The 20,289-nt window shown below is 40.9% G+C and carries 16 protein-coding genes; 14 read left to right on the top strand and 2 right to left on the bottom strand.

Translation table 11 applies throughout. From position 1 onward, the window contains the following. Positions 1–83 precede the first annotated feature (83 nt). The 14 genes from pcrA to OXT66_RS03870 all read left to right on the top strand — a co-directional run bounded on the left by pcrA (position 84) and on the right by OXT66_RS03870 (position 16,976). Complete coding sequence (pcrA, locus tag OXT66_RS03805; protein ID WP_268595818.1) at positions 84–2,318, top strand: DNA helicase PcrA; 2,235 nt, start codon at positions 84–86, stop codon at positions 2,316–2,318. A gap of 12 nt (positions 2,319–2,330) precedes the next feature. Next, complete coding sequence (gene ligA, locus OXT66_RS03810) at positions 2,331–4,364, top strand: NAD-dependent DNA ligase LigA (protein ID WP_268595820.1); 2,034 nt, start codon at positions 2,331–2,333, stop codon at positions 4,362–4,364. Positions 4,365–4,386: 22 nt separating this feature from the next. Continuing rightward, positions 4,387–5,523 (top strand): CamS family sex pheromone protein, encoded by a 1,137-nt coding sequence (locus OXT66_RS03815; protein WP_419146375.1) that lies wholly within the window; start codon positions 4,387–4,389, stop codon positions 5,521–5,523. Positions 5,524–5,597: 74 nt separating this feature from the next. Beyond that, complete coding sequence (gene gatC / locus OXT66_RS03820; RefSeq protein ID WP_268595822.1) at positions 5,598–5,906, top strand: Asp-tRNA(Asn)/Glu-tRNA(Gln) amidotransferase subunit GatC; 309 nt, start codon at positions 5,598–5,600, stop codon at positions 5,904–5,906. A 2-nt stretch (positions 5,907–5,908) separates the two neighbouring features. After that, the gene (gatA, locus tag OXT66_RS03825) at positions 5,909–7,372 is read left to right on the top strand and encodes an Asp-tRNA(Asn)/Glu-tRNA(Gln) amidotransferase subunit GatA (protein ID WP_268595824.1); all 1,464 of its coding nucleotides are present in this window, start codon (positions 5,909–5,911) and stop codon (positions 7,370–7,372) included. Then, a complete protein-coding gene (gene gatB, locus OXT66_RS03830) occupies positions 7,372–8,793 on the top strand; it encodes an Asp-tRNA(Asn)/Glu-tRNA(Gln) amidotransferase subunit GatB (RefSeq protein ID WP_268595826.1) in 1,422 nt (473 codons plus the stop codon). The genes gatA and gatB overlap by 1 nt, the downstream gene beginning before the upstream one ends. A 21-nt stretch (positions 8,794–8,814) precedes the next feature. Then, the gene (locus OXT66_RS03835) at positions 8,815–9,813 is read left to right on the top strand and encodes a diacylglycerol kinase (protein ID WP_268595827.1); all 999 of its coding nucleotides are present in this window, start codon (positions 8,815–8,817) and stop codon (positions 9,811–9,813) included. A gap of 65 nt (positions 9,814–9,878) precedes the next feature. Next, entirely contained in the window at positions 9,879–11,252 is a 1,374-nt protein-coding gene (gene rlmD / locus OXT66_RS03840) for a 23S rRNA (uracil(1939)-C(5))-methyltransferase RlmD (RefSeq protein ID WP_268595829.1), read from the top strand. Between the two features lie 149 nt (positions 11,253–11,401). After that, positions 11,402–11,869: a Dps family protein gene (locus tag OXT66_RS03845; RefSeq protein WP_056978508.1), complete on the top strand. Its 468-nt coding sequence runs from the start codon at positions 11,402–11,404 to the stop codon at positions 11,867–11,869. A gap of 147 nt (positions 11,870–12,016) precedes the next feature. Next, the gene (gene deoC, locus OXT66_RS03850) at positions 12,017–12,679 is read left to right on the top strand and encodes a deoxyribose-phosphate aldolase (RefSeq protein WP_268595831.1); all 663 of its coding nucleotides are present in this window, start codon (positions 12,017–12,019) and stop codon (positions 12,677–12,679) included. Between the two features lie 29 nt (positions 12,680–12,708). Then, the gene (locus tag OXT66_RS03855; RefSeq protein ID WP_268595833.1) at positions 12,709–13,905 is read left to right on the top strand and encodes a phosphopentomutase; all 1,197 of its coding nucleotides are present in this window, start codon (positions 12,709–12,711) and stop codon (positions 13,903–13,905) included. 12 nt (positions 13,906–13,917) lie between these two features. Then, entirely contained in the window at positions 13,918–14,634 is a 717-nt protein-coding gene (gene deoD, locus OXT66_RS03860; RefSeq protein WP_054671482.1) for a purine-nucleoside phosphorylase, read from the top strand. 11 nt (positions 14,635–14,645) lie between these two features. Then, the gene (locus OXT66_RS03865) at positions 14,646–15,593 is read left to right on the top strand and encodes a sugar-binding transcriptional regulator (protein ID WP_268595835.1); all 948 of its coding nucleotides are present in this window, start codon (positions 14,646–14,648) and stop codon (positions 15,591–15,593) included. Positions 15,594–15,674: 81 nt separating this feature from the next. Continuing rightward, positions 15,675–16,976, top strand: coding sequence for a pyrimidine-nucleoside phosphorylase (locus tag OXT66_RS03870; RefSeq protein ID WP_268595836.1), 1,302 nt, complete (start codon positions 15,675–15,677; stop codon positions 16,974–16,976). 123 nt (positions 16,977–17,099) lie between these two features. Here the strand turns inward: OXT66_RS03870 and OXT66_RS03875 are convergent, their stop codons facing one another. Next, a complete protein-coding gene (locus OXT66_RS03875; protein ID WP_268595838.1) occupies positions 17,100–18,455 on the bottom strand; it encodes a gluconate:H+ symporter in 1,356 nt (451 codons plus the stop codon). Positions 18,456–18,510: 55 nt separating this feature from the next. After that, on the bottom strand, positions 18,511–20,061 hold the full coding sequence (gene gntK, locus OXT66_RS03880) for a gluconokinase (protein WP_268595840.1): 1,551 nt from the start codon (positions 20,059–20,061) through the stop codon (positions 18,511–18,513). Between the last annotated feature and the right edge of the window lie 228 nt (positions 20,062–20,289).

The following is a 20,289-nucleotide window of genomic DNA, read 5'->3' on the forward strand; positions in this document are numbered from 1 at the left end:
CTTTTTTTATTGAATACAAACGTCTAATAGGGCCCAATTTTTGGTATAATTGACAAGATATTAAGTGAAAGGAAGACAATTAAGTGGCGACAGAGGATTTAACAGCAAAACTCAATAAAGAACAAAAAGATGCGGTCATTTCGACCCAGGGACCAGTGCTAATTATGGCAGGGGCTGGAAGTGGCAAAACGAGGGTTTTAACCCACCGAATTGCTTACTTGATCGAACATGATCACGTTAACCCCTGGAACATTTTAGCGATTACTTTCACTAACAAAGCAGCCCGCGAAATGCGAGAACGGGTGGATAACTTACTAGGGGGAAATGGCTCTGATGTTTGGGTGTCAACATTTCACTCACTATGTATGCAAATTCTAAGAAGAAATATTGATCAAATTGGTTATAATCGGGCATTTACCATTGCTGATACTAGCGAACAACGAACACTAGTGAAACGAATTTTGACTGATATGAACCTGGACATTAAAAAATATGATCCTCGTTCTATCTTAGGGGCTATTTCCAACGCCAAAAACGACTTGTTAACCCCAGCGCAGTATAAGCAAGAATTTACTAGTCCGTTTGAATCAATTGTGGGTGACGTTTACGATCGGTACCAAACGGAATTGAAACGGAATCAAGCGCTGGACTTCGATGATTTAATCATGATGACAATTCAGCTATTCAATAGCTCTAAAGAAACTCTTGAATTTTACCAAAATAAGTTCCGCTATATCCACGTGGATGAATACCAGGATACTAACGAAGCTCAATATAAGTTAGTTAACATGTTGGCCGCCAAATACCGTAATATTTGTGTGGTTGGGGATGCTGACCAGAGTATTTATGGGTGGCGAGGAGCCAATATGGAAAACATCATGAACTTTGAAAAAGATTATCCTGACGCTCACGTAACTATGCTGGAACAAAATTATCGTTCCACTAAAACCATTTTGGATGCAGCTAACGCCGTGATTGCTAACAACGATAATCGTAAAGATAAAAATTTGTGGACTCAAAATGATGACGGTGAGCAAATTTCTTATTATCGGGGCCAAACTGAAAATGATGAAGCTCGCTTCGTCGTGGCTAATATTCAAAAAGAAGTTCAAAAACCTCATCGCAATTATGGTAGTGTGGCAATCTTATACCGGACTAATGCTCAATCACGAGTAATGGAAGAAACTTTGTTGAAGTCTAATATTCCATATACGATGGTTGGTGGGCACAAGTTTTATGATCGAAAAGAAATTAGGGATGTTTTAGCTTACTTAACTTTAGTGGCTAATCCTAGCGACTCCATGAGTTTTGAACGGGTGATTAACGAACCTAAGCGTGGAGTTGGGCAAACCAGCGTGGAAAAATTACGGTTATTTGCTAATGATCACCAATGGAGCTTATTAGAAGCAGCGCAAAACGTAGATCTGGCGAATGGATTGTCTACCAGAGCTAAAAATGAAATTGAACAATTTGCGGGTGTGATTAAACAAGCCAGTGTTAAAGCAGCCAATATGGACATTACTGAAATTACCGAAAACCTATTAGAAAATAGCGGATACGTGAAAGCTTTGCAAGCTTCTAAGACATTAGAAGCTCAATCTAGAATTGAAAACATCGAAGAATTTATTTCAGTAACGCAAAAGTATGATCAAGAACATTCAGATGGTTCTGGAGTGGATAACTTAATTGATTTCTTAAGCGACTTGGCATTGGTATCTGATCAAGATGATGTACAAGAAGAAACTAGTCAAGTAACATTGATGACCTTACACGCAGCTAAAGGGCTAGAATTCCCAGTTGTTTTCATCATGGGGATGGAAGAGGGCTTGTTCCCACTATCTCGGGCTAATCAAAACGAAGCAGAAATGCAAGAAGAACGTCGATTAGCTTACGTGGGGATCACTCGCGCCAAAGAAAAGTTGTATATCACCAATGCATTTTCTCGGATGCTATATGGTCGACGCCAAAACAACCCAGAATCACGATTTGTTAATGAAATTACCCCAGAATTATTGCATCCTGAAAATCAAGGCCGAACGGAAGGTACGGGCCCCAGAACACCATTTGATCGCAGAACGGATCAAGCAGTGGCTTCAATTTACAAACGACCTAGTCAAACCGTAGAAAAGCCTAAAGAAACTGGTGCAAATAAGAAACAATGGCAAATTGGTGATAAAGTAAGTCATAAAGCCTGGGGAACCGGAACGGTTGTGAAAGTTTCTGGTCAAGGTGAAGACATGGAATTAGATATTGCTTTTGATCAACAAGGGATTAAGCGTTTATTGGCAGCCTTTGCCCCAATTGTTAAACAAGAGTAGGAGGAATCCTTCGTGGCGGAACAAGAAATCAATCAATTAACGCCAGACCAAGCTGCAACACAAGCGGCGAATTTAAGAACTAAATTAAAAAAATGGGCGGCAGAATACTATACGTACGATGCGCCTAGTGTAGAAGATAGTGTTTACGATCAAACCTATGAACGGCTAGTGGAATTAGAAACCGGTTTTCCACAAATAATCACCGCTGATTCACCTACTCAAGAAGTGGGAGATACTACGTTACCAGAGTTTACTAAGGTACCGCATGATGTGCCAATGTTATCTCTAGGCGACGTTTTCTCAGTAGCAGAGTTACAGAATTTTACCCATCGATTAGTAGAGCAGGGGGTTAGACCGGAGTTTAACTGTGAACTAAAAATTGACGGTCTAGCGATTTCATTACGATACGAAAACGGTAAATTAGTGCAGGGATCTACTCGTGGTAACGGGCAAATTGGTGAAGATATCACGGCCAACCTAAAGACAATCAAGTCGATTCCGCAGCAACTTACTAAACCAGTTACAGTGGAAGTTCGGGGCGAATGTTACATGCCCAAAGAATCGTTTGTCAAACTTAATCAACAACGTCAAACAGATGGGTTAGCACCATTTGCTAACCCGCGGAATGCTGCGGCTGGTAGTTTACGGCAATTAGATTCTAAGGTGACGGGCAGTCGGAACCTAAGTAGTTTTATGTATAATGTGGCCGACTATGACGATTTAGAAGCCAACACCCAAAGTGAGTTATTGGCGGAATTAAAGGCCTTAGGCTTTAACATTAACGAAAATTACCAGGTGGCCGCTAGCTTTGATCAAATTAATGACTATGTAGATCAGTACCAAGCTCAGCGAGATGATTTACCTTATGGGATCGATGGAATTGTTATTAAAGTTAATGACCTAGCTAGTCAACGGCAGTTAGGTAATACGGTTAAAGTCCCCCGGTGGGCCATTGCGTATAAATTTCCACCAGAAGAAGCCGAAACGGTAGTTCGAGATATTGAATGGACGGTAGGTAGAACTGGAGTAGTGACGCCCACTGCTGTGATGGATCCGGTTGTCTTGGCAGGGACCACTGTTGCTAGGGCCTCACTACACAATCCTGATTACCTCACCGAAAAAGATATTCGGATTGGTGATACCGTCAAGCTTCACAAAGCTGGTGATATCATTCCAGAAATTTCTACTTATGTGGCCGCTAAACGACCAGATTCAGCTATCCAATACGTGATTCCGACTACTTGTCCTTCGTGTAATTCTGAGTTGGTGCATTTAGACGAAGAAGTAGCTTTACGCTGCATTAATCCAAAATGTCCGGCCCAATTAACGGAAGGGTTAGCTCATTTTGCTTCACGAGATGCAATGAATATCGATGGCTTGGGGCCTAAAATCATCCAACAGCTGTTTACTAAGCAATTAGTAAGTGACGTTGCGGGATTATACGCATTGACTTTTGAACAGTTAGTAACCCTAGATAAATTTGGGGAAAAATCAGCTAATAACTTATTAACGGCCATTGCAAATAGTCGGGACAATTCCTTAGAAAGATTACTATTTGGATTAGGAATTCGACACGTAGGGGCCAAAGCTGCTCGATTAATTGCTCAACGTTTTGAAAGTATGGCTGCTATTATGGCTGCTAGTGCAGAAGAAATTGCTGAAATTAACAGTTTGGGACTAGTGATTGGTGATAGTATCGCTACTTACTTTGCTACTCCGGAAGCAACCGAGTTGATTAACTCATTGCAACGAGTCGGAGTGAACATGGAATATCGTGGCGTTAAAGCAGCCGATTTGGCAGCTTCTGATTCGTTTTTTAACGGTAAACGGGTAGTTTTAACTGGTAAACTGGAAGCTTTTAGCCGGGCAACGGCTACTGAATGGTTACAAAACCACGGGGCTAAAGTTAGCAGTTCAGTTTCTAAAAATACTGACCTATTAGTTGTAGGAGCTGATCCAGGATCTAAATATACTAAAGCACAGGAATTAGGAGTCGAAATTTGGAATGAATCTCGATTCGATGAGGTGATGAACAGTGAAGAATAATAACAGACCACGCTTGAAAAAAATGGCAGTGGGGCTTTCGATGTTATTAACCGCAATGGTTTTAACGGCTTGTGGCAGCGTGGATAATTTATCGGGAGGCAATTCTTCTGATAGCGGTAGTAACAAAAGCGGAACCCAACTAACGGGGCAAGCTAATAGTGATGACTACCAAGGAGTTATCAAAAACGGCCGCTATCAAACTAGTAAGTCTAGAGGGGTTAGCGTTTCGCAAGAATCTAACCAATTTAATATCAAAGGTTTCGAAAGTGAACTGTTAAATATTTCTAAAAAGGAATTTTCAACTAAGAAGTACATTTTCCAAGAGGGACAATATCTCTCAACTAAGACGGTAACCAATTGGCTTGGCCGAAAATCCAAGAGTAATCCTAAGGGGTTGAATCCTAAGAAAAATGGTTCCACTAGTCCTACAGGCCGTAACCCGCTTTATTTGTCTCAAATTAATGAGCAAGATTTCATGGTTCAAGACGGTAAGAAACTTAAGACAGCTGGAATTACTATTGGATTAGCCATGAACTCAGTGGATTACTATAAGAAAACTAAGTACGGCGCCACCTTTGAAACGGATATTAGTAATGCTCAAATGAAAGCGGAAGGTCAAAAAATTGCTAATAAAGTACTAGCGCGGCTACGTAAAAAGAGTGCGCTTAAAAACGTGCCGATTGTAATTGCAATGTACCGACAAGCCTCTGACGATAGTTTAGTAGGTGGTAATTTCTACGCTTACTCCGTTAATGATAGTGGCACTACTAAGGTTTCTGATTGGACTAAGATAAAACAAAAGAGTTACGTCTTCCCAATTCAATCTGGTAAGACTGCTCCTAACAGTAACGATGAAAGTTCATTTGAAAACTTTAAGAGTGAAGTACAAAACTTCTTCCCTAATTTGAGTGGGGTGACTGCCCAAGCGCAATATAACGATAGTTCGTTAAGTGGAATGAACATTAACATTAACACCCAATTCTACAGTCAAACTGAAATCATCAGTTTCACCCAGTACCTGCAAACGGCGGCACAAAAATACTTACCAGCTAATGCCCCAATTGATATTACCGTACAATCTACCGAAGGAATTCAAAGTTTCTTAAGCCGTAAGGCAAACGAAAAGAAATTTAGTTCCCACGTGTTTAATAGCTATTAGGCTGTCCCGCTAGTATCATTAGTGTGATAGAATATTTTTGGTTTATTTTTTACCGGATGAAAAGAGGAATTTAAATGAGTGCTAGAATTTCAGAAGAGCAAGTTCAACACGTTGCCGGGTTAGCGAAACTCGAAATTAGTGATGAACAATTGCCATATTTCACAGAACAACTTGATCAAATTATGGGTCTTTTTGAAACATTAAGTGAAGTTGATACTACGGGGGTCGAACCCACTAATAGTATGACTGACCAGTTAAACGTAATGCGTGAAGACATTGCGGATAACTGGAATCAAAAAGAAGAGTTGTTAGCTAACGCGCCAGAAACCATGGACGGCTATATTAAAGTACCTACGATTTTAGATGAAAGTGAGGATAACTAATAATGAACTATTTTGATGAATCACTTACATCCATTCACCAAAAGTTAGTGGCTAAAGAAATGTCTGCCACCGAATTAGCTAAACAAACAATTGCTAATATGAAAGAAACCGATAAAGATGTTCAAGCCTTCATTACCATTAATGAAGATGAAGCTTTAGCAGCGGCTGAGAAAATTGATGCGGCTGGAGTGGATGAACAAAATATCCTGAGCGGAATTCCAGTTGGGATCAAGGATAACTTGGTTACTAAGGGAGTTAAAACTACCGCGGCTTCTAAAATGTTAGGTAACTTCAAACCCATTTATACAGCTACAGCGGTGCAAAAATTGACTGATGCTGGCATGGTAATGGTTGGTAAGACTAACATGGATGAATTTGCCATGGGTGGTTCTACCGAAAACTCAGCTTTTCAAACTACTAAAAATCCTTGGGACTATACTAAGGTTCCTGGTGGCTCATCTGGTGGTTCTGCAGCAGCAGTTGCTTCTGGACAAGTATTGGGAGCCCTTGGTTCTGATACCGGTGGTTCCATTCGTCAACCTGCTTCCTTTAACGGAATCGTAGGGATGAAGCCCACTTATGGCCGAGTTTCTCGTTGGGGCTTGATCGCGTTTGGTTCTAGCTTTGACCAAATTGGTCCGTTTACTAAGACCGTTGCCGATAACGCTGCGATGTTAACTGCTATTGCCGGACAAGATCAACGTGATTTGACTAGTTCTGATAAGGCTGTGCCTAATTTTGCTGAAAAATTAGATGCAGGGGTAGCCGGGATGACCATTGGGTTACCAACTGAATATTTAGGCGAAGGAGTCGACGATTCAGTTAAGCAATTAATTTTGGCTGCCGCTAAAACCTATGAACAATTAGGGGCCAAGGTAGTAGAAGTTTCCCTACCTCACACCCGTTATGGAGTAGCTGCTTACTATATTTTGTCTTCATCAGAAGCTTCATCTAACTTGCAACGGTTTGATGGTATTCGTTACGGCTTTAGAGCAGATAACACTAAAAACTTGGAAGACATCTACGTCCAAACTAGAAGTCAAGGGTTTGGTGACGAAGTAAAACGGCGGATTATGTTAGGGACTTACTCATTGTCAGCTGGTTTCTACGATGCCTACTTCAAGAAGGCTGCTCAAGTGCGGACCTTGATGATTAATGATTACACCGAAGTGTTCAAGAACGTTGATTTGATTTTGGCCCCAACTGCGCCAACTACTGCTTATGCTTTAGGTGCCGAAGTTAATGATCCAATGACAATGTACATGAACGATGCCATGACGATTCCAGTTAACATGGCCGGTTTACCAGGCCTAAGTATGCCAGTGGGCTTTGCTGACGGGATGCCCGTTGGAATGCAGTTAATTGGTCGGCCATTTGATGAAGTGACCGTTTACCAAGCTGCCAATGCTTTTGAACAGGCAACCGATTTTCATAAACAAAACCCACAGTTAGGAGGGCAAAATTAATGAACTTTGAAACTACCATTGGACTTGAAGTCCACGTTGAATTAAAGACTAATTCTAAAATTTTTAGCCCTTCACCAGTAGAGTTTGGTGATGATCCCAATGCTAATACCAACGTAATTGATTGGGGTTATCCTGGGGTCTTACCAACTACTAATAAAGGGGTAGTCGAATCTGGAATTAAGGCTGCTTTGGCTTTACATGCTGAAATCGAACCTAATCCGCATTTCGACCGGAAGAACTACTTCTACCCTGATAACCCGAAAGCTTACCAAATTACTCAATCCGATACACCATTGGCTCATGATGGGTGGGTGGAAATCACGGTTGATGGTAACACTAAAAAAATCGGGATTGCAGAAATGCATATTGAAGAAGATGCCGGAAAAAACACCCATGCCACCGGTTACTCGTTGGTTGATTTAAACCGACAAGGAACGCCACTGGTCGAAATTGTTTCTAAACCAGATATTGCTTCTCCTGATGAAGCCTATGCTTATTTGGAAGAATTACGCCAACAAATTCAATTTACTGGCGTTTCTGACGTTAAGATGGAAGAAGGTTCAATGCGGGTGGACGTTAACATTTCCGTTCGTCCAATTGGCCAAAAGGAATACGGGGTTAAAACGGAGTTAAAGAACTTGAACTCCTTTAACTACGTTAAGCGTGGCTTGGCCTTTGAAGAAAAGCGCCAACAACAAGTCTTAATGTCAGGTGGAGTTGTTAGACCTGAAACTCGTCGTTTTGACGAAGCTACTGGTGAAACTATTTTGATGCGGGTTAAAGAAGGTGCTGACGATTACCGTTACTTCCCTGAACCTGATCTACCAGCTTTAACGATTTCTGATGAATGGGTTAACGACTTGCAAGCTAACTTGCCAGAAGCACCTGGTAAACGTCGCGCTCGTTACGTAAATGAACTGGGAATCACCGATTACGATGCAATGGTGCTTACTCAAACCAAAGAAATGTCTGATTTTTATGATCAAATGATTAGTTTGGGTGCTGATCCTAAGTTAGCCGCTAACTACTTGCAAGGGGACGTTAACGCCTACTTAAACGATAATCAGGTCGATCTAAACGATACTAAGATCACGCCAGCTAACTTAGCCGGAATGATTACCTTAATTACTGACGGGACGATTTCTTCTAAGATGGCTAAGAAGGTCTTTAAGGCCGTTACCAATGGTGAAGAACCTAATGCCTACGTTGAAGCTAATGGTATGGTTCAATTATCAGATCCTGCCCAATTGCAACCAATTATTGATGAAGTTTTGGCTGCTAATCCACAGTCAATTGAAGACTTCCATAATGGTAAGGATCGGGCTATTGGCTTTTTGGTTGGTCAAATCATGAAGCAAACTCATGGGAAGGCTAACCCAACCGTGGTCAATAAGTTATTGGTCGCATCAATGAATAAATAAATGGATAGGAAAGTTTAGCTTATGCAAAAAAGGGCACGTATTATTTACAATCCCACGGCGGGACGCGAATTAATGAAACAAAAAATGATTGATATTTTGGGAATTTTTGAAGAGGCGGGGTACGAAACTAGTGCTTTTGCAACGACGCCGGAAAAAAATTCTGCTAAAAATGAAGCTGAGCGTGCAGCCAAAGCCGGATTTGATTTGGTCGTGGCGGCGGGGGGTGACGGAACTATTAACGAAGTAGTTAATGGGATTGCACCGTTAACCTACCGGCCTAAAATGGCAATTATTCCAGCGGGAACGACTAATGACTATGCCCGTGCCCTGCATATTCCTAGAGAAGATCCAGTTGAAGCAGCAAAAATCGTATTAAAAGACCAAACCGTCAAAATGGATATTGGCCAAGCAAATGATAACTACTTTATTAATATCGCTGCGGGTGGTAAAATTGCTGAGTTGACCTATGAAGTGCCGTCAAACTTAAAAACGCTGTTTGGTTATTTAGCCTATCTGGTTAAGGGGGCTGAGTTATTACCTCAGGTCAGACCAGTAGAAGTAGACATTAAGTACGACGGTGGCGAATACAAGGGCAAAGCGTCCATGTTTTTCCTAGCGCTAACTAATTCGGTCGGTGGTTTGGAGCAAATCGTGCCGGATGCAGAACTAGATGACGGTAAATTTACGATGATCATCGTAAAAACGGCTAATCTAGTAGAGATGTTGCACTTACTTTCTAAGGTTTTAAACGGCGGTAAGCACGTAGATGATCCGCGAATCATCTACAAGAAAACCCGTAAAGTAAAAGTTTTACCAATTAACGACCAGATTCAAGTCAATTTAGATGGTGAATATGGTGGGGATGCGCCGATGACCTTTATTGATCATAAACGGCATATTGAAATGTTTGCTAACACGGATAAAATCCCTAATCATGCTATCGGTGAAACCCAAGAAGAAAAGGAAGCGGAAGCTAAATTTTTAAAGGGCATTGATAAGATTCCGGATCAAACAGAGTAACTCAAAATTGCGTTTGCGTGATGCAGCGCAATTTTTATTTAAGGATTTGAAATTAAGGATAAATAATGAAAAAACAAATACCTGTAACAAAAAACACTGATTATGATGTAACGATTGAAGACCTTAGTTACCAAGGGTTGGGCGTTGCCAAAATCGATAACTTCCCCATTTTTATTGAAAACACACTTCCTGGTGAAGAGGTTAAAATCAAGGTAATCAAAACCAAAAGTAGTTTTGCTTTTGGAAAAGTAGTGGCCTTTAAAACTACTAGCCCTAATCGAGTGGAATTAGTGGATAAAGCTTACACCCAAACGGGAATTGCCACTTTGCAACACTTGGCGTACCCAGCTCAATTAGAGTTTAAGCAACACCAAGTAGCGATGGACTTTCAAAAGTTAGGTCTAGATGTGGATGTAGAACCTACCTTGGGAATGGATGATCCTACCCATTACCGTAATAAGGCTCAAGTTCCGGTTAGATTAATTAATGGTCGACTAGAAACTGGTTTTTACCGGAAACATTCTCACGATTTAGTACCAATCGAAGATTTTTACATTCAAGATAAAGAAATCGATAAAGCCATCATCGTAGTCCGGGACTTACTGCGGACCTTCCACGTAGCACCTTATGATGAAGTGCATCATAAAGGGGTAGTTAGAAATATTATGGTGAGAAGGGGTTATTATTCTCACCAAATGATGATTGTCTTAGTAACTAGAGCGAAAAAGATTCCGCACGCTGAAGAAATTGTGGCTGGCATTTTAGCCAAGTTACCTGAAGTTAAGAGTGTCATTCAAAACGTTAATAGTGCAAAAACCAATGCATTAATGGGGCCTGTAAACAATGTGTTAGCAGGGACTAACGTTATTACTGATACTTTGTTGGGACTTAATTTCGCTATTTCAGCTACTTCGTTCTACCAAGTTAATCCAGTCCAAACAGAAAAACTTTATCAATTGGCCATTGATAAGGCGGAGTTGAAAAAGGACGACGTAGTAGTTGATGCTTATTGTGGGATTGGAACGATTTCACTAGCGGTGGCCCAACACGTTAAAAAAGTGTACGGGGTCGAAATTGTTGACCAAGCGGTAGAAGATGCTAAGCATAACGCGAAGTTAAACAATATCCGCAACGTTGATTTTGTAGCTGCTAAGGCTGAAGAACAGATGGCTAAGTGGCAATCAGATGGCTTGAAACCAGATGTTGTATTCGTGGATCCACCCCGGAAGGGCCTTGACAGCACGTTGATTGATAGTGTTGCCGAAATGAACCCTAAAAAAGTGGTTTACGTTTCTTGCAACCCAGCTACTTTGGCGCGTGACGTGCAATTGTTTGCTGAAAAAGGCTATCAAGTGAACCAACCAATCCAACCAGTAGATCAATTTCCACAAACGATTCACGTGGAAAGTGTAACGGTGTTGGAACGAACAACTGATTAATTAATAATTAGAGATGATAAAACACTCCTAGGTAACTAGGGGTGTTTTTTAAACCGCTCTTTTTAGCAATTTTTATGATCCAATGGTACAATAAACTCGTAACATCTTAAGTATTAGCTCAGATTAATTTAGTGATGGAGGTTATGAAGATGCAATATAAAGAAACTAAAGAAACATTGAATCAATTAGTCGCCGATCTATCCCAACTAGCTATGGTGGTGCACCAGACTCACTGGTACATGCGGGGAACTAATTTCTTGAAGCTACATCCGTTAATGGATGATTGGATGGCTGACTTAAATGACCAGTTAGATGAAATTTCTGAACGTTTAATTACACTTGATGGGTCTCCTTACTCCACGTTAACCGAAATGGCAGAGCATACCAAAATTGCTGATGAACCAGGAGATTGGCAGAAAACTATTCCAGAACGCCTAACGATTTTAGCTAAAGATTATCGCTACTTAGCCGGAGTATACCAACACGGTATCGAAGTTAGTGAAGTAGAAAAAGACTACTGCACCCAAGATATTTTCATTGGCTTTAAAACCGCAACCGAAAAACGATTGTGGATGATTCAGGCTGAATTAGATCAAGCTCCGGAAATTGATAAATAAAATAGTAACCGCCTTAGTCCAATTTAGGATTAGGGCGGTTTTTAATGAGCAAACAAAAAGATCTGAACAAAATCTCTAAAGAAAACGTTTACAAATGTGCAGAAATCAGGTATGCTTATTTTGTAAAAATGAAAGGGGATACACATTATGAAACTAACAACTGCAGAACTCGCTAAATATTTGGATCACACTAATTTAAAACCAGATGCTACTGAAGAAGAAATTATTCAAACTTGTCGCGAAGCCTTAGAATACAACACCGCTTCCGTTTGTGTTAATTCATACTGGATGCCATTGGTAACCAAAGAATTGGAAGGCTCAACTGTTAACCCAATTACCGTTGTTGGTTTCCCATTAGGTGCTACTAACACTGCTACTAAAGTTTACGAAGCTAATACTTCCATTGATGAAGGTGCCGAAGAAGTTGATATGGTAATCAATATCGGCGAATTACTTACTGGTCATGATGAAAATGTAACCGCTGACATCAAAGCCGTAGCCGAAGCAGTTCATGCCAAGGGTAAATTACTAAAAGTAATTTTGGAAACTTCATACTTGAATGAAGACCAAGTTGTTCGAGCATGTAAAGCATCTGAAGCTGCTGGAGCAGATTACGTTAAAACTTCTACTGGTTTTAGTTCAGAAGGAGCTACCTTGGCTAACGTTAGCTTAATGAGAACTACCGTTGGTGATCGTTTGGGAGTTAAGGCTTCTGGCGGAATTCACTCACGTAAAGAAGCTATCGACATGATTGAAGCTGGCGCAAGTCGTTTAGGCGTTAGTGCCACTGTCAAAATTTTAGCTGAATAATAATTAACTAACTGTTACGGGAGGCAACTATGAGTGAACAAAAGTATAAACGTATTTTTGAAATTGTATTAGATTCAGTGGGAACTGGTGAAGCTCCTGATGCCGCTAATTATGGTGATGAAGGTTCTGATACCTTAGGTCACGTGGGCGAAGCTTATGAAGGTAAGTTAGAAATTCCTAACCTACAAAAATTAGGTTTAGTTAACCTACGAGACAAGGAAATCATGGGAGTGGCAGCAGTTGAACAACCACTAGGTTATTACGGTAAGATGAAAGAAATTTCTGCCGGCAAGGATAGTATGGATGGTCACTGGGAAATGATGGGGCTACCAGTAATGAAGCCATTAAGTACCTTTCCTAATGGGTTTCCAGACTCGATTGTTAAGCAATTAGAAGACTTTTCTGGCCGCAAAGTGATTGGTAATCGTCCTGAATCTGGTACTAAGATCATCGCTGAGTTAGGTGAACAACAAATGCAAACTGGTGATCTAATTGTTTATACTTCTGGTGACTCAGTCCTTCAAATTGCCGCTCACGAAGAGATTATTCCATTAGAAGAACTCTATCGAATTTGTGAGTTTGCCCGTTCGATTGTTAATGGTCCGGAATATACGGTGGGTCGGGTAATCGCTCGTCCATACGTAGGACCAGACAAAGATCATTTTGTTAGAACCGCTAACCGCCATGACTTTACGTTGAAACCAACTGGTAAAACCGATTTGGACTACTTAGTGGAAAATGGCGTTCATACCGTGGGAATCGGCAAAATTAATGATATTTTCTCCGGTCAAGGAATCGAAGAAGGTTACCATAACGAAAGCAATATGGATGGAATGGATCATTTAGACCACGTAATGGCAGAAGACTTTACCGGCTTTTGCTTCATGAACTTGGTTGATTTTGATGCTATGTATGGCCACCGTAGAAATCCAATTGGTTTTGGCCAAGCCTTAATGGACTTTGACCAACGGTTAGCCAAAGTCTTAGCTAACTTAAAGGATGATGATTTACTCTTAATTACTGCCGATCACGGAAATGACCCTGGCTTTAAAGGTAGTGATCATACCCGTGAAATGGTTCCACTATTAGCTTACTCACCATCCATGACAGAAAGTGGTAGCTTAGGATTACGCTCCACCTTTGCAGACTTCGGGCAAACCGTCTTAGCTAACTTTAACGTTGCCGGTAACGACGAAGGTCAAAGTTTCTTAGCTGATTTGAAATAGGAGGACAAAAACATGAGTACACACATTGGTGCCAACAGAGGAGATATTGCTTCAACCGTTTTGATGCCAGGAGACCCATTGCGGGCTAAGTATATTGCAGAAACTTACTTAGACAATCCAGTTTGTTACAGTTCTGTGCGTAACATGCTTGGCTTTACCGGAACCTATAAGGGTCACAAAATTTCAGTCCAGGGAGCTGGTATGGGAATTCCATCGCTAGCCATTTACACTACTGAAATGATCAAGGAATTCGGTGTAGATACCATTTACCGAGTAGGTAGCTGTGGTGGCATGAGTCCGGATGTTAAAATGCGAGACATTATTTTAGGTCAAGCTGGAACGACTGATTCATCAATTATCGCTAATACTTTTGGTCCTGGTGTGTACTACTCTCCAATTGCGGACTTCGAATTATTAGATTCAGCTTACCAAACTGCCAAAGCTAATGATGTAGACGTTAAGGTGGGAAATATTTTTGCAGCTGATCGATTCTATAACGATGAATTAGACATGCAAAAACTTACTGATTACGGAGTATTAGCTACTGAAATGGAAACAGCAGGGCTATACTTATTAGCAGCTAAATATCATATTCGAGCTTTAACCATTTTAACGGTTAGTGATCATTTACAAACTGGTGAAAGTTTATCAGCTAAGGATCGAGAAACTTCCTTTGATGAAATGATTCGCTTATCGTTAGATACGGCGATTGCCAATATGCAAGACTAGGGGAATGCATTGTGAGCGAAAAGTTAGAAACGGATAAGCTGGTCCAAAGTCAAGAAGTAGCGGAATTATATTATCAACAAGATTTAAGCCAGGCTCAGATTGCAAGCCGGTTAGGTATTTCTCGGCCCACGGTTTCTAGATTATTGCAGTTTGCTAGGGACAGGGGAATCGTTAAAATTGAAATTGTCAATCCACTATTAGACTCAGCTAACTTGGCTCAACAACTTTCCCAAAAGTACGGAGCTACTATCAAAGTGGTTCCGGGAAATCCTTTGGAGAATACGTTTCAAAACAGTTACGGTCAGTATGCGGCAGAGTTTTTAACCACTTTGGTGAAACCGGGTGACATCATTGGAATTGGCTGGGGTAAGACCGTCCATTTACTAGCGGAAAACATTGAAGAACAATCCGTTAGCGGGGTGCAAGTAGTGCAGTTAAAGGGAAGTGTTAGTTTTTCTAACCAAAAAACTTTTGCTTACGAAAGTGCTAATGAACTGGCGGCAGCTTACCACGGTAATCCGGAATTTTTACCTTTGCCAGTAATTTTTGATAATCAGGTTACTAAGGAAATGGTGGAAAAAGACCGCCACATTAACCACATTTTGGAACTGGGAAGAAAAGCTAACGTAGCTATCTTCACGGTGGGAACTGTTAGGACCGAAGCTTTAATTTTCCAACTGGGATATTTTAATGAATCTGAAAAAAACGAACTGCAGCAATTAGCTGTAGGTGATGTTTGCTCACGATTCATCGATGCAAATGGTGAAATTGTCAGTACCACGATTAATGAACGAACAATCGGCATTGCCTTAGACGACCTAAAGCAAAAAGAACACGCAATGCTAGTTGCAACCGGCGTAGCTAAAGCCGCTGGGGTTCACGCTGTCCTTAAAGCAGGATATGCTAATTGTGCGGTCATTGATCAACTATTAGCCCAAAAATTAGTAAATTTAGATTAATACTGATAAAGCTCAATTCAATTTGGATTGAGTTTTTATTAACGAAATGATGAAACCGATTACAAAAGGAGCGACTATATTATGCGCATGGTAGACGTGATTGATAAGAAACGATCAGGAAAAGAATTAACTCCAGAAGAAATTCAATTCTTTGTAGACGGAGTAGTTGATGGCTCTATTCCAGATTACCAAACGAGTGCCTTTTTAATGGCCACTTATTTTAACGGAATGACTAAGGAAGAACAGTCTAACCTAACGATGACGATGATGAAGTCTGGTGATCATTTAGATTTAAGCGATATTGAGGGAGTTAAGGTTGACAAGCATTCTACTGGGGGCGTTGGTGATAAGACCAGTATTCCATTAGCTGCCGTAGTTGCTGCTTTGGGCATTCCAGTGCCAATGATTTCTGGTAGAGGTCTGGGTCACACTGGTGGTACCTTAGATAAGTTAGAAGCCATTCCAGGATATCAGGTAGAAATTAGTGAAGCCGACTTTAAACGGCAGGTAAATGACGAAAAATTAGCAATTATTGGGGCTACTGGTAATATTGCACCAGCAGATAAGAAGATTTATGCGTTACGAGATGTAACTGATACGGTAGATTCCATTCCGTTGATTGCCAGTTCCATCATGAGTAAGAAGATCGCTTCTGGTACTGACGCATTGATTATTGATGTCAAAACCGGTGCGGGTGCATTCATGAAGACCTTACCAGAATCAGAAAAATTAGCTCGAGCACTTGTTGATATTGGTCAAGGAGTAGGAATGCAATGTATGGCAATTATTTCTGATATGAATCAACCACTAGGCAAGGCCATCGGTAACGCCTTAGAAATTGAAGAATCAATTGAGTTATTGAAAGGTAACGGTCCTGCTGACTTAGTTGAATTAATTACCACTATTGGTGGCTACATGGCCGTGATGGGCCATAAGGCCGAAACGGTAGCTGAAGGCAAGCAAATGTGTTTAGATGTTATCAACAACGGACAAGCCCTAGAACGCTTTAGAGCAATGGTGGCTGCTCAAGGTGGGGATGCTATCGTAGTTGATGCGCCCCAAGCAGTGTTACCACAAGCCAAGTACCAAATTGAACTCCCAGCCAAAACTAGTGGTGTCGTTTCTAAGCTAGAGGCTGATGAAATGGGAATTGCCAGCATGTTATTAGGTGGCGGTCGCCAAAAAGCTGATGATCAATTAGACTATGCAGTTGGAATTATGTTGAATAAGAAAATTGGTGATCGTGTAGAATCCGGAGAACCATTATTGACGATTTACAGCAACCGCGAAGACGTAGAGGACATTAAAGAATTGTTGTACAACAATATTGAAATTAGTGCTAGTGCTAAAGCACCAGAATTGATCTATGAGACCATCGAATAACTAATTAGAATAAATACTCCTTAACTAATTAAACAACGGTTAAGGAGTATTTTTACGGCTTTAAAACTAACAAAAAAAGGAATCCAATGTTTGGATTCCTTAATAATGATATTAATTTAGATTTTAATGGAAGAACATGTTTAAAATCATAACAATGACGATTCCGACAACTGAGATAACAGTTTCCAAAACGGTCCAAATTTGAAGAGTTTGTTTAACTGAAAGGTCAAAGTATTCTTTGAACATCCAGAAACCAGCATCGTTAACGTGAGAAGCAGCTAATGAACCGGCACCAATTGCTAGTACCATGAGGGCAGGATCAACACCTGATTGAGCCATTAATGGAGCCACAATTCCGGCAGCAGTTAAGGCAGAAACGGTTGCAGAACCTAAAGCAACACGGAGAACAACGGTAACTAACCAACCAAGAATCAATGGTGAGATTGAAGTGTTAGCGAACATGCTAGCAACTTCTTTACCAACACCACCATCAATAAGAACTTGCTTGAAGGCACCACCACCACCAATAACTAAGAGCAACATAGCAATTGATTTAACGGCATTTTCAAGTGATTCCATGATTTGACCGGTTGTTCTCTTACGAGCCCAGCCCATTGCCCACATTGCAAATAATAATGAAATTAACATTGCAATACTTGGTGAACCAATGAAGGCAACAATTGAATCCATGGTAGTTGGGTTCTTAGGAGTAGTTCCACCTTCAACGGTCATCTTATAAACGGTAGTGATAGCCATCAAGATAACTGGGAAGAGGGCGGTTAAAACAGAAAGACCAAATGATGGTGATTCTTCTTTAGAAAAGTGTTTGATTTCCCCGATAGAAGATAGGTTTCCTTTAGCTTCAAAAGCGTCAGGAGCAAACTTTTCAGCAACTTTGGTAAATACAGGACCAGCAATGTAAGCTGCTGGAATAGCAACTACTAAACCAAAGAGTAGGACTTTACCATCGTTAGCACCCAGGGCTTGGGCGATGGCAGTTGGAGCAGGATGAGGTGGCAAGAATCCGTGGGTAACTGACAAGGCAGCGGCCATTGGAATTCCTAGAAATAGGATTGGTACCCCAGCTTCAACCGCGATGGCGAAGACGATAGGAACCAACAATACCATCCCAACTTCGAAGAAGAGGGCGATCCCAAGGATAAATGAGGCAACCATTACGGCTAATTGCAAACGAGCTCGACCGAATTTTTCGATCAAGGTGTTAGCGATAATGTAGGCCCCACCGGAATCAGATACCAGTCGGCCCAACATGGCCCCAAAACCAAAGACCATCGATAGTTCCCCCAGTTGACCACCGATACCAGTTTCAATTGACGTAGCAATATTTTGCATTGGCATACCTAACAAGAGGGCGGTAACCGCAGCTGTTAAAACTAATGCTACGAAAGTGTTAATCTTGAATCTAATAATTAGGACTAATAAGAAGATGATCCCAATTAATAAGGCAAGTAACTTCATAAAATAAGTCTCCCTTCAGACTTTATGATATTAATATCGAAAACAAGACCCCTAATTAAAGCTCATCCTTTTTACGGTCATGTCTTCGCTGGAACTCAGCTATATTTTTATATTCTGGTTGAAGTGAACGGCTTAAACGAATATAAATTGGAATTAATTCCCGGTATGCTTCGAAGTTTGCTGGGTTTGGATGGTGAGCCACGGTGGTTCCCACAAACTTAGAAACTTCTGAAAGACTATCAATCAAGCCCAAACTGTACATTCCCAAAGTAGCAGCCCCTAGAGCAGTACTTTCGAAACTTTCTGGAATAGAAACGTCTTGTTCGAAGATATCGGTAAGCATTTGACGCCAAAGTTCTGAACGAGCAAAGCCACCATTGGCTTGGATACTAGTTGGTTTGCCAACTACTTCTTCAAGGGCGAGCATAACGGTGTAAAGGTTATAAACAATCCCTTCAAGAGTTGCCCGGATCATGTGAGCTCTGGTATGAGTACGACTAAGTCCGAAGAATGAACCCCGAGCATTGGCGTCCCAAATTGGAGCCCGTTCCCCACCTAAGTATGGGAAGAAGATCAAACCGTCTGAGCCAGCAGGAATCTTAGCAGCAATGTCAGTCAACAAATCGTATGGATCAACTTGCAATTGTTCTGCCGTAACTTTTTCTGGAGCACAAAGTTCGTCGCGAACCCAGCGGAAGACAACCCCACCGTTGTTAACTGGCCCACCGATTACCCACATATCCTTAGCTAGATAGTAACAAAATACCCGGGCTTTAGGATCAGTTCTTGGCTTGTCAGTAACAACCCGAACGGCACCAGAAGTACCAATGGTAACTGCGACAACTCCAGGCTTAATAGCATTAACTCCAAGGTTAGCTAACGGACCATCAGAAGCCCCAATGATGAATGGTACGTCTGAATCCATGCCGAAGACTTTAGCGTATTCTTCCTTCAAACCATGAAGTTGGTAAGTAGTATCAACTAGTTCAGGAAGCTGATCGCGAGTAACACCAGCAATTTCAAGAGCTTGATCATCCCAGTCAAGGTTGTAAATGTTAAACAAACCAGTTGCGTTGGCAATGGAGTAATCTTCCTTTAATTGACCAAATAATTTGTAAAGGATATATTCCTTAATTCCAACGAAGTAACGGGCGTTGTTAAACAATTCAGGTTCGTCATTGCGTAACCAAATCATTTTTGATAGGGGAGTCATTGGGTGAATTGGAACCCCGGTCTTTTGGTAAAGTTCCATTCCTTCAGGACTAGCCTTCAAACTGTCAGCGTATTGAACTGAACGGTTGTCTCCCCAAGTGATTGCTCGAGTTAAAGGTTTGTGATCTTCATCAAGCAAAATTAAACTGTGCATGGCACATGAGAAAGAAACTCCTTTAAGTTCGCCACTTTTAACGTTGGCTTTTCTTAAAATTTCGGTAATTCCTTCGCTCATTGCGGAGAAGATTTCTTCTGGATCTTCCTCGGCCATATCTGGGGTGTCTTGATAAAGGTCGTAGCCATCGTTTGAGTAGCCTTGTACCTTGCCATCTAAATCGTAAAGGACTGTTTTGACACTGGTAGTTCCAATATCAACGCCTAACATATACTCCATAATTGATTCCATCCTCTCGTTCAAAAATTAGGATATAGTAGCAAGTGAAACCGGTTACCTCGATTTGGATAAAAAAAACGGGAATTCCCGGTGATTCACAAGCACCTTTATTCTAACATGAAAACTAAAAATAATAATTTACTTTGAAGCGCTTAATTAATTATATGAAAAAAATTTTCACAATTCAACTGTTTTGCTGTAAAATATTTACATAAATTAAAAAAATTA

This window comes from Lentilactobacillus senioris, from assembly GCF_026798195.1.
GTDB lineage: Bacteria > Bacillota > Bacilli > Lactobacillales > Lactobacillaceae > Lentilactobacillus > Lentilactobacillus senioris_A.